The 9408-nt window shown below is 70.9% G+C and carries 12 protein-coding genes; 8 read left to right on the top strand and 4 right to left on the bottom strand.

Going from position 1 to position 9408, the window contains the following annotated elements; genetic code table 11:
• Positions 1–725: class I SAM-dependent methyltransferase (locus DQW85_RS42645; RefSeq protein WP_113705423.1), on the bottom strand; the 725-nt coding region annotated here is incomplete at its 3' end.
• The gene (locus DQW85_RS42640) at positions 718–1461 is read right to left on the bottom strand and encodes an SDR family NAD(P)-dependent oxidoreductase (protein ID WP_113705422.1); all 744 of its coding nucleotides are present in this window, start codon (positions 1459–1461) and stop codon (positions 718–720) included. The genes DQW85_RS42645 and DQW85_RS42640, both read right to left, overlap by 8 nt.
• Before the next feature lie 106 nt (positions 1462–1567).
• On the opposite strand from DQW85_RS42640, the gene mshA reads away from it, so the two are divergent.
• The 3 genes from mshA (at position 1568) to DQW85_RS42625 (ending at position 4233) form a co-directional block, all read left to right on the top strand.
• Entirely contained in the window at positions 1568–2845 is a 1278-nt protein-coding gene (mshA, locus tag DQW85_RS42635) for a D-inositol-3-phosphate glycosyltransferase (protein WP_275888311.1), read from the top strand.
• A 51-nt stretch (positions 2846–2896) separates the two neighbouring features.
• Positions 2897–3385: a type III secretion system chaperone family protein gene (locus DQW85_RS42630; RefSeq protein ID WP_113705428.1), complete on the top strand. Its 489-nt coding sequence runs from the start codon at positions 2897–2899 to the stop codon at positions 3383–3385.
• Between the two features lie 104 nt (positions 3386–3489).
• Positions 3490–4233 carry a phosphoglyceromutase gene (locus tag DQW85_RS42625; protein WP_113705421.1) on the top strand — a complete coding sequence of 248 codons (744 nt, stop codon included), beginning with the start codon at positions 3490–3492 and terminating at the stop codon, positions 4231–4233.
• Between the two features lie 21 nt (positions 4234–4254).
• On the opposite strand, the gene phoU is transcribed toward DQW85_RS42625, so the two are convergent.
• Entirely contained in the window at positions 4255–4899 is a 645-nt protein-coding gene (gene phoU / locus DQW85_RS42620; RefSeq protein WP_113705420.1) for a phosphate signaling complex protein PhoU, read from the bottom strand.
• 132 nt (positions 4900–5031) lie between these two features.
• Here phoU and DQW85_RS42615 point away from each other — a divergent pair, with 132 nt between their 5' ends.
• Together DQW85_RS42615 and DQW85_RS42610 are read left to right on the top strand one after the other, a co-directional pair.
• Positions 5032–6201, top strand: a complete 1170-nt coding sequence (locus DQW85_RS42615; protein WP_113705419.1) for a sensor histidine kinase — start codon at positions 5032–5034, stop codon at positions 6199–6201.
• Positions 6198–6890 carry a response regulator transcription factor gene (locus DQW85_RS42610; RefSeq protein ID WP_113705418.1) on the top strand — a complete coding sequence of 231 codons (693 nt, stop codon included), beginning with the start codon at positions 6198–6200 and terminating at the stop codon, positions 6888–6890. Before DQW85_RS42615 ends, DQW85_RS42610 begins: the two co-directional genes overlap by 4 nt.
• Positions 6891–7131: 241 nt before the next feature.
• On the opposite strand, the gene DQW85_RS42605 is transcribed toward DQW85_RS42610, so the two are convergent.
• Positions 7132–7719: a copper chaperone PCu(A)C domain-containing protein gene (locus DQW85_RS42605; protein ID WP_240197790.1), complete on the bottom strand. Its 588-nt coding sequence runs from the start codon at positions 7717–7719 to the stop codon at positions 7132–7134.
• 240 nt (positions 7720–7959) lie between these two features.
• Here DQW85_RS42605 and DQW85_RS42600 point away from each other — a divergent pair, with 240 nt between their 5' ends.
• The 3 genes from DQW85_RS42600 to DQW85_RS42590 all read left to right on the top strand — a co-directional run bounded on the left by DQW85_RS42600 (position 7960) and on the right by DQW85_RS42590 (position 9391).
• A complete protein-coding gene (locus DQW85_RS42600; protein WP_020544658.1) occupies positions 7960–8442 on the top strand; it encodes a CarD family transcriptional regulator in 483 nt (160 codons plus the stop codon).
• A 17-nt stretch (positions 8443–8459) separates the two neighbouring features.
• Positions 8460–8927 carry a 2-C-methyl-D-erythritol 2,4-cyclodiphosphate synthase gene (gene ispF / locus DQW85_RS42595; protein ID WP_113705417.1) on the top strand — a complete coding sequence of 156 codons (468 nt, stop codon included), beginning with the start codon at positions 8460–8462 and terminating at the stop codon, positions 8925–8927.
• A 176-nt stretch (positions 8928–9103) separates the two neighbouring features.
• Positions 9104–9391 carry a GlsB/YeaQ/YmgE family stress response membrane protein gene (locus tag DQW85_RS42590; protein ID WP_113705416.1) on the top strand — a complete coding sequence of 96 codons (288 nt, stop codon included), beginning with the start codon at positions 9104–9106 and terminating at the stop codon, positions 9389–9391.
• Positions 9392–9408 lie beyond the last annotated feature (17 nt).

Genomic DNA, 9408 nt, shown 5'->3' with positions numbered 1-9408 from the left:
AGCGGCGGGTGGCGCGCGACGGGCCAGGTCAGGCTCAGCGCCCGGACCGCCGCCAGCCAGCGCTGGCGCACCCCGTGGGCGCCGTGGGGCGCGCTGACCGCCCAGGCGTGGTCGAAGTCCCTGAGGAAGGCATGGACGCGCTCCCCGGGCACGTTGCGGTGGATGAGCGTCTTGGGCAGCCGGTCCGCCAGGTCGGAGGGGCGCTGGAAGGCGTCGAACCGCGCCGAGAACGTCAGCGTCCGCGGCCCCTCGCGCGACAGGCCGGCCCAGACGGCCCGGTGGCCCACCTCCGAGCACGTGCCCTCGACCACGATCCCGCCCGGTGCGAGCGCGCCGCGCAGCACGTCCCAGTAGTGCCACGCCTCCGCCTCGCCGTACTGCCGCAGCACGTTGAACGCCCGCACCAGCACCGGCGGGCGCGACACCGGCAGCTCGAACCCGCCCAGAGCGAAGCTCAGCCCGGGCCGCTCGTACGGCTTGGCGAGCGCCACCCGGGCCGGGTCGATCTCGATGCCCGTCACCTCGACGTCGGGCCTGATCCTGCGCAGCCGGGTGAAGAGCTCCAGCGTGGTGGCGTGGGAGGCGCCGTAACCGAGGTCGACCACCAGCGGCCGGTCGGCGGCGCGCAGCACGTGGCCGTGCGCGGCGGCGATCCAGCGGTCGCAGCGCCGCAGCCGGTTGTGCGCCGTCGTGCCGCGGGTGATCGAGCCGACCGGTCTAGCCACTGACGCGGTGCACCTTGTGCTGGGCGGCCTGGGCGCGGGGACGCATGACGAGGCGGTCGATGTTCACGTGGGAGGGGCGGGTGACGCACCAGGCGATCGCGTCGGCCACATCATCGGAGGTCAGCGGGTCGGGCACGCCCTCGTAGACGCGGGAGGCGGCCGCCTCGTCGCCACGGAACCGGGTCACCGCGAACCCCTCGCTGCGCACCATGCCCGGCGCGATCTCCACCACTCTCACGGGCTGCCCGACCAGCTCCAGCCGGAGGGTCCCGGCCATGGACGACTGGGCGTGCTTGGCCGCCACGTAGCCGCCGCCGCCCTCGTACGCCACGAGCCCCGCCGTCGAGGTCAGCAGGACCAGCACCCCGTCACCCGACTCGATCAGCCTGGGGAGCAGCGCCTGGGTCATGCGGAGCGTGCCCAGCACGTTCGTGTCGTACATCCGCTGCCAGTCGTCCAGCCGCCCCTCGGCCACGCTCTCCATCCCGAACGCGCCGCCGGCGTTGTTGACCAGCACGTCGCAGCGCTCCAGCTCGGCCGCCAGCTCGTCCACGGACTCCTGCGAGGTCACGTCGAGCGTGACCGGCCTGATCGAGGGCACCTTGGCGGACAGCTCGTCCAGCCGCTCGCGCCGCCTCGCGCCCGCGACCACGTCGTAGCCCTCGGCGGCCAGCCGCCGGGCCGTCGCCTCGCCGATGCCGCTGCTCGCGCCTGTCACCACAGCCGTCTTCTTCATGCGCACATCCTGCCAGGGCGCGCCCTGAGGGTACCCTGCCGTCACCGTTTGCCGGGAATGCCGGGAAGATCGGGGAAGTTGTCAACCGTTTGGAGGTGATGTTGTGGTGAGGCGACGACGGGTCAACCGGGTCGCGACGATCAGCATGCACACATCGCCGCTGGAGCAGCCTGGCACAGGCGACGCCGGCGGGATGAACGTGTACATCGTCGAATCGGCCAAGCGGCTCGCCCAGGCCGGTGTGGAGGTGGAGATCTTCACCCGGGCCACCGCCAGGGACCTCCCGCCGGTGGCCGAGCTCGCCCCCGGCGTCATGGTCCGCCACCTCACCGCCGGCCCGTACGAGGAGCTGGACCGCGCCGACATGCCCGGCCAGCTCTGCGCGTTCCTGTCGGGCGTGCTGCGCACCGAGGCCATGTACGATCCCGGCCGCTACGACGTCATCCACTCCCACTACTGGCTGTCCGGCCAGGTCGGCTGGCTGGCCAAGGAACGCTGGGGCGTGCCGCTCGTGCACACCATGCACACCATGGCCAAGGTCAAGAACCAGCTCCTGGCCCGCGACGACAAGCCCGAGCCGCAGGCCCGCGTGCTCGGCGAGCAGCAGGTCGTGGAGATCGCCGACCGCCTCGTGGCCAACACCGACGACGAGGCCCGCGAGCTCATCGAGCTGTACGGCGCGCACGATGGGCGCGTCGCGGTGGTGAACCCCGGCGTCAACCTCAGCGTCTTCCAGCCCGCCTCCAAGGGCGCGGCCAGGCACCGGCTGGGCCTGCCGCAGGAGGCCCACGTGCTGCTGTTCGTGGGCAGGATCCAGCCGCTCAAGGCCCCCGACGTGCTGCTGCGCGCCGCCTCCCGCATGCTCATCGAGGACCCCTCGCTGCGCGAGCGCCTGGTCGTGGCGTGCGTGGGCGGCCCCTCGGGCAACGGCCTCGCCAGGCCCTCCCTCCTCACCGACCTGGCCGCCGAGCTGGGCCTCTCCGACGTCGTGCGCCTCGTGCCGCCCGCGCCGCAGCACGAGCTGGCCGACTGGTACCGCGCCGCCGACGTGACCGTCGTGCCCTCCTACAGCGAGTCGTTCGGCCTCGTCGCCCTGGAGTCGCAGGCATGCGGCACGCCCGTCGCCGCGGCCGCCGTCGGCGGGCTGCGCACCGCCGTACGCGACGGGGTGTCCGGCGTCCTCGTGGACGGCCACGACGCGCACGAGTGGGCGCGCACGCTGCGCAGGTTCGTCACCTCACCGCGCTGGTGCGAGCACCTCTCCACCGGAGCCCGCCGGCACGCCGCCGGGTTCGGCTGGCAGGCCACCGCCTCGCGCCTCATGGAGGTATACGCGGGCGCCGTCGCCAACCTCCACAGCCTGCCCGTCGCGGTCAGCTCGTAGGTCCGGCCGTCTCGAAGGGTGTCCCGCACGGTGTCTCGTAGTGTGTACGGCATGCGCGATGTCGTCGAAGCCGCGCTCGAAGCCGCGGGCGTCACCCACGACGAGCCGCGGCCCGGGGCGTTCCTGGTGCGGCTCCCGGGCCAGCACAAGCTCGCCACCATGACGTGGCTGATCGTCGGCGAGCAGGTGCTGCACGTCGAGGCCTTCTTCTGCCGCCAGCCCGACGAGAACCACGCCGAGTTCTACAAGTGGCTGCTCGGCAAGAACGGCTCCATGTACGGCGTGCACTTCTCCGTCGACCCCGCCGGCGACGTCTACCTCGTCGGCCGCGTCCCCCTCGCGGCGGTCACCGAGGACGAGGTCGACCGCATCCTCGGCTGCGTGCTCACCTACTCCGACGACTGGTTCGACAGGGCGCTGGAGCTGGGCTTCGCCTCCTCGATCAGGCGCGAGTGGCAGTGGCGGGCCAAGCGCGGCGAGTCGCTGGCCAACCTCCAGGCGTTCGCGCGCTTCGCCGATCCCGCCCGCTCCGAGGCCTGACCGCCCCGCCCCGCCTCGCCCCGGTCCTGCCCGCACTTGCCTGCCTGCACTGGCCTGCCTGCACTGGCCTGTCTCACTCCGGGGCGAACCATAGGATTGGCCGCATGGCGACTTTGGTGCTGCTGCGGCACGGCGAGAGTGACTGGAACGCGAAGGGGCTGTTCACCGGCTGGGTGGACGTGAGCCTGTCGGCCAAGGGCGAGGACGAGGCCCGCAGGGGAGGCAAGCTCCTCCTCGACGCCGGTGTGCGGCCCGACGTGGTGCACACGAGCCTGCTGACCCGGGCCATCCAGACGGCCCAGCTCGCGCTCGGCGAGGCCGACCTGCTCTGGCTGCCCGTACGCCGCTCCTGGCGGCTCAACGAGCGCCACTACGGCGCGCTGCAGGGCAAGAACAAGGCGCAGACGCGCGAGGAGTTCGGCGACGAGCAGTTCATGCTCTGGCGGCGCTCCTACGACGTGCCACCGCCCCCGATCGCGGACGGCGACGAATACTCCCAGGTGGGCGACCCCCGCTACGCCCTCCTGCCGCCCGAGCTCATGCCCCGCACCGAGTGCCTCAAGGACGTCGTCGACCGCATGCTGCCCTACTGGTACGACGAGATCGTCCCCGACCTCGCGGCGGGCCGCACCGTCCTCGTGGCCGCGCACGGCAACTCCCTGCGCGCCCTGGTCAAGCACCTCGACGGCATCGGCGACGACGAGATCGCCGGGCTGAACATCCCCACCGGCATCCCGCTCCGCTACGAGCTCGACGCCGAGTTCAGGCCGCTGCGGCGCGGCGGCGAATACCTCGACCCGGCCGCCGCCGAGGCGGCCATCGAAGCGGTGGCCAACCAGGGCCGCTGAGCCCCGGCCGAGGGTCCCGGCTCAGCCGGGCCGGGACCCTGTCACCAGGTAGACGACGGCCTCGGCGACGCGCACGGCGTGGTCGGCGTACCTCTCGTAGTAGCGCCCGATCAGCGTGATGTCGATCGCCGGCTCAACGCCGTGCGGCCAGTCCTTGGACAGGATGTTCCTGAACAGCCTGCGGTGCAGCTTGTCCATCGCGTCGTCGTCCTGCTGCAGCTCCAGGGCCGAGTCGACATCGCGGGTGGTCACGCAGCTGCCCGCCTTGGTGACCAGGTTCTCGGCGATCTGGCCCATCTCGACGATCGTGGAGCGCATCTCGGGCGGGATCGCCGAGTCGGGGTGGCGCAGCCGCGCGACCTTGGCGACGTGCACCGCCAGGTCGCCCATGCGCTCCAGGTCCGTGCCCATGCGCAGCGCCGTGATGACCATCCGCAGGTCCACGGCCACCGGCTGCTGCCTGGCCATCAGCTCCATGATCGTCGTCTCGATGTCGCTGAAGAGAGCGTTCACCGCCTCGTCCCGGGAGATCACGCTCTCCGAGAGCTGGAGGTCGGAGTCCAGCAGGGCCGTCGTGGCGCGGGAGATCGCCGAACGGACGAGCCTCGTCATCTCGACCAGCTTGTCCGTCAGCGAGTCGAGTTCCTCGTGGTAGGCGTCGCGCATGCAGCCACCGTATGCGCGCGTCGATGAACGATCCCCGACAGGAAGATGAACTTTCCGGGAAAGAGACGTTCATCCCCAGGTGAGAGGTCTGCCGCCACGGGTTCGCCGCCTACCATCGAAGTCATGAGTGAGATGGCCATGAGCTTCGCCGCCCTGGCCGGCTTCGTCGTGGGGGCTCTGGCGATTCTGTTCTACCGAAACCAGATCGAGGCTCCGAGCAGGACCGAAGCAGCCGGTGACACCGACACCGGCTCCCTGCCGCAGGGGGTCGCCTCGGTGCTCGCGGTCCTGCCCTCCTCGGCCGTCGTGCTCGACGCGCACGACCGCGTACTGCGGGCCAGCTCGGCCGCCCGCGCGTTCGGGCTGGTCAAGGGCGACAGGCTGATGGCGGCCGAGTTGCTCGCCCTCGCCAGGCAGGTACGCCGGGACGGCGAGATCCGCGAGAGCGAGATCGACGTCGCCGGCCACAAGTTCGGCCAGGAGATCACCAACTTCGCGGTCCGGGTGGCCCCCCTGGGCTCCCACGGGCAGGTGCTGGTGCTCGCCGAGGACCAGACCGAGCGGCGCAGGGTCGAGGCGGTGCGCCGCGACTTCGTGGCGAACGTCAGCCACGAGCTCAAGACCCCGGTCGGCGCGCTGAGCCTGCTCGCCGAGACCATCCAGGACGCCGCCGACGACCCCCAGGCGGTCACCCGCTTCGCCGGGCGCATGCAGCACGAGGCGGCCAGGCTCACCTACCTCGTGCAGGACCTGATCACGCTGAGCCGCATCCAGGGCGCCGAGCCCATCCCCACGCCCGGCCAGGTGACCATCGACGACGCCGTCCACGACGCCATCGACCACTGCAACACCCGCGCCGTGGCCAAGGACATCACCCTGGTCTCCGGCGGCACCGAAGGGCTGCGCATCTGGGGCGACGGCGAGCTGCTCGTCACCGCCCTCCGCAACCTGATCGACAACGCGATCGCCTACAGCCCCGAGCACACCAGGGTCGTGGTCAGCGTCAGGCCGGCGGGCGACTCCGTCGAGATCAGCGTCAGCGACCAGGGCATCGGCATCCCCGAGGAGTCGCTGGAACGCATCTTCGAGCGCTTCTTCCGGGTCGACGCCGCGAGGTCACGCGCCACCGGCGGCACCGGTCTCGGCCTCGCGATCGTCAAGCACGTCGCCGCGGCGCACGCGGGCGAGGTCTCCGTCTGGAGCAAGGAAGGCTCCGGGTCCACGTTCACGCTGCGGCTGCCCGCCTTCGGCGGCACCGCGGTAGCCGTACCACCCTCGAGCCCCCTGGAGGCCGCCAAATGACACGAGTTCTCGTGGTGGAGGACGAGGAGTCCTTCTCCGACGCCCTGTCCTACATGCTGCGCAAGGAGGGCTTCGAGGTCTCGGTAGCGGCGACCGGCCCCGAGGCGCTCGACACGTTCGACCGCAACGGCGCCGACCTGGTGCTGCTGGACCTGATGCTGCCCGGCCTGCCCGGCACGGAAGTGTGCCGGTCGCTGCGGCAGAAGTCCAAGGTGCCGGTGATCATGCTGACTGCCAAGGACAGCGAGATCGACAAGGTCGTCGGCCTGGAGCTGGGCGCCGACGACTACGTCACCAAGCCGTTCTCCTCCCGCGAGCTGGTCGCCCGCATCCGCGCCGTGCTGCGCCGCCAGGGCGACGTCGTGGAGGAGCTGGAGGCCGCCGTGCTGGCGGTGGGGCCGGTGCGCATGGACGTCGACCGGCACGTCGTGGCGGTGCGGGGCGAGCAGGTGCAGCTCCCGCTGAAGGAGTTCGAACTCCTCGAGGTGCTCCTGCGCAACGCCGGGCGCGTCCTCACCCGCGGGCAGCTCATCGACCGCGTCTGGGGCGCCGACTACGTGGGCGACACCAAGACCCTCGACGTGCACGTCAAGCGGCTGCGCGCCAAGATCGAGGCCGACCCGTCCAACCCGCGCTGCATCCTGACGGTGCGGGGGCTCGGCTACAAGTTCGACGCCTCGGAGGACTGACCCCCTCCACGGCACCACCGCCCCGGCCTCCGGGACGGCTCCTCACGCGCTGCCGACTCCCTCGTGGAGCGCGCCCCCCGCCCGGCCGTCGCCCGCGTCTGACATGACGGGTCACCACCTCGGCGTGCCGCGACCGCCCCTCGGTGAGGCGCCACCACGTCGCGGCGTTACCCGGGCGCGTCGCCGGTGTCCCGGGACAGGCGACGGTTCCCTCACTGTGGGGACAGGACCGGAGGTGATGTCAGTGGCCGGATTCGTGGGTCTCCGCGGTGGCCGAGGGCGTGGGGGTGGGCGTCGGGGCCGCGGTCGCGCCCGGGGCGGGCGGGTAGGCCTTGTACTCGCGGCTGCGCGTGACCACAGGCACCTCCAGGGACACGACTCCCGCGTTGGCGAAGGTGAGATCCAGCCTGACGCTCTCGCCGCCCCTGAGGGCCTTGGAGAGCCCTTCCAGCATGAGCTGAGGCGTCGGCTTGCCGGTGTTGACGAGCTCGTTGCTCGGCAGCTGGATCGGCGCCGCGACCTTCACCGTGCCCAGCGAACCGGCGGAGACCTGCCGCAGCGTGTCGGGGGTGCCCGCCGTGTTGATGATGGCGAGGTAGATCGGGGCGGAGCCGCGCCACGCCAGCTGCGCGCCCGGGTCGGGGCCGAGGATGAACGCCTGCGGGATCTGGATGCCGCGCGAGCCGTAGGCGCCGTTCTGGATGAGGGCGGCTCCCTCGGCGGGGGCGTACGGCTTGTTGGTGTTCGCGTCGAATCCAGCCGCACAGCCGGCGAGGACGGGAGCGGCCAGGAGCATGGCGGCGGCGACAATCCAGCGACGGCTGGTCACGGGCGGGTTCTCCTTGCTATCGCGCGGGCATGATGGGCAGCGCCTACCTTATCGACCTGATTCCATGGTCATTTACACACCCCCGCAGGTCATTAGCCATGTCCGCATATGCGATTCATAGAGTTGACCGCTTGTCAACCCCTAATATGCGGCTTTGACCTGCAGTTATGGTGATTTCACTGTTCCGGGAGGCTGTGGATGCGTGGTACCCTGGAGTACAGCGGAAGGGGTACTTGTCACATGACTTTCCAGGTCGGCGACACTGTCGTCTACCCCCACCATGGGGCTGCTCGGATCGAGGCAATCACGACGCGATCCATCAAGGGTGAGGAAAAGACCTACCTGGTGCTCAAGGTCGACAAGGGCGACCTTACCGTCCAGGTGCCAGCTGAAAACGCAGAGCTTGTCGGCGTGCGCGATGTTGTCGGCCAGGAAGGCCTTGAGCGCGTATTCGATGTCCTCCGGATGCCGCACACGGAGGAGCCGACCAATTGGTCTCGTCGTTACAAGGCCAATCTGGAGAAGCTCGCGTCGGGGGACGTGAACAAGGTCGCCGAGGTGGTTCGCGACCTGTGGCGGAGGGACCGTGAGCGCGGCCTGTCCGCCGGTGAGAAGCGCATGCTCGCCAAGGCTCGGCAGATCCTGGTGAGCGAGCTCGCCCTCGCCGAGAAGACCAACGAGGACAAGGCTGAGGCCCTGCTCGACGAGGTCCTCAACTCCTGAGCACCAGCTTCCCGCGGGTGGGCGTCGGAGTCGACGTTCACCCGTTCGCTTCCGGGCGCGAGCTCAACCTCGCGGGCCTGCACTGGCCGGGTGAGACGGGCCTCGCGGGCCACTCCGACGGCGACGCCGCCGCCCACGCGGCCTGCGACGCCCTGCTGTCGGCCGCCGGTCTCGGGGATCTGGGCGGCCTGTTCGGGACCGCCGACCCGCGTTGGGCGGGCGCTTCGGGGGTCGCTCTGCTCGAGGAGACCGCGCGCCAGGTCCGCGCCGCGGGCTACGAGATCGGCAACGTGGCGCTCCAGGTGATCGGCAACCGGCCCAGGCTGGCGCCGCGCCGGGCCGAGGCCGAGAAGGCGCTCAGCGCCGCCATCGGCGCGCCCGTGACCATCAGCGCGACCACCACCGACGGCCTCGGGCTCACCGGGCGCGGCGAAGGCGTCGCGGCCATCGCGACCGCGCTCGTGGTCAACCTTTCCGGAGCCTAGGGCGTCATCTACCGGGATGCGGTTGAGGGCATCCCGGGCGGGCGGCGTCTCCGGCCCGCCGAGCCACCGAGGCGACGGTCCGTCACTGGCGCGGTACGGACCGTCGCCTTTATGGGTAGTGTGGCGCTTCGCCGGGTACGTCCCTTGTGCATACGAGCACTTCGGGGGGAATTCGTATGATCGGCGCGATTGTGTCCGCGATCGTCATCGGCGCCATCGTCGGCGCGCTGGCCCGGCTGATCGTCCCGGGCAAGCAGAACATGTCCATCGGGCTGACCCTGGTCGTCGGCATCGTGGCCGCCTTGCTCGGCACGCTCATCGCTCACATAGTCGGCCTGGCCGACACCAGGGGCATCGACTGGCTCGAACACCTCCTCCAGCTCGTCCTCGCCGTGGCCGGGGTGCTGCTGGTGACCCGGATGACCACCGGAAAGGCGGGCGGATCCGGGACAACACCCACCTGACCTGGGCATTCGACGCA

It is taken from the genome of Nonomuraea lactucae, from assembly GCF_003313395.1.
Taxonomy (GTDB): Bacteria; Actinomycetota; Actinomycetes; order Streptosporangiales; family Streptosporangiaceae; genus Nonomuraea; species Nonomuraea lactucae.
This window is presented reverse-complemented; position numbering and strand designations above follow the sequence as displayed.